We start from the raw sequence: 243 nt of genomic DNA, 5'->3' as shown, positions 1-243 counted from the left end.
CTGCTGCGCCGCGCAGGCAAAGCCCGGCGTGCCAGGCAGCACGCGCATGCCCTGCCACAGGTCGGCGCGCCGGAACTTCGCGTTGGGGACCAGCGCCGGGTCGGTGGGCAGCGGGCTGGCGCCCTGTTCCATGCCGATGAGCAGCCGCTCGGAGTCACCCAACGCGGCCTGCGGGACATCGCGGCGGTCGGTGCGGCTGGATTCGTGGTAGGCCACGTCCAGCCAGCACGGTGCCTGGGCCAG

The 243-nt window shown here is 73.7% G+C and carries 1 protein-coding gene; it reads right to left on the bottom strand.

Annotation, left to right across the window (positions count from 1 at the left end; translation table 11 throughout):
• A partial coding sequence (locus ACQG3P_RS22110) for a hypothetical protein (protein ID WP_426806248.1) occupies positions 1 to 243 on the bottom strand: 243 nt, incomplete at both ends.

The organism is Stenotrophomonas sp. SrG (assembly GCF_050031795.1).
GTDB classification, from domain to species: Bacteria; Pseudomonadota; Gammaproteobacteria; order Xanthomonadales; family Xanthomonadaceae; genus Stenotrophomonas; species Stenotrophomonas rhizophila_A.
Note: the sequence above shows the minus strand (reverse complement) of the source record. Positions and strands in the feature narration are given on the sequence as shown.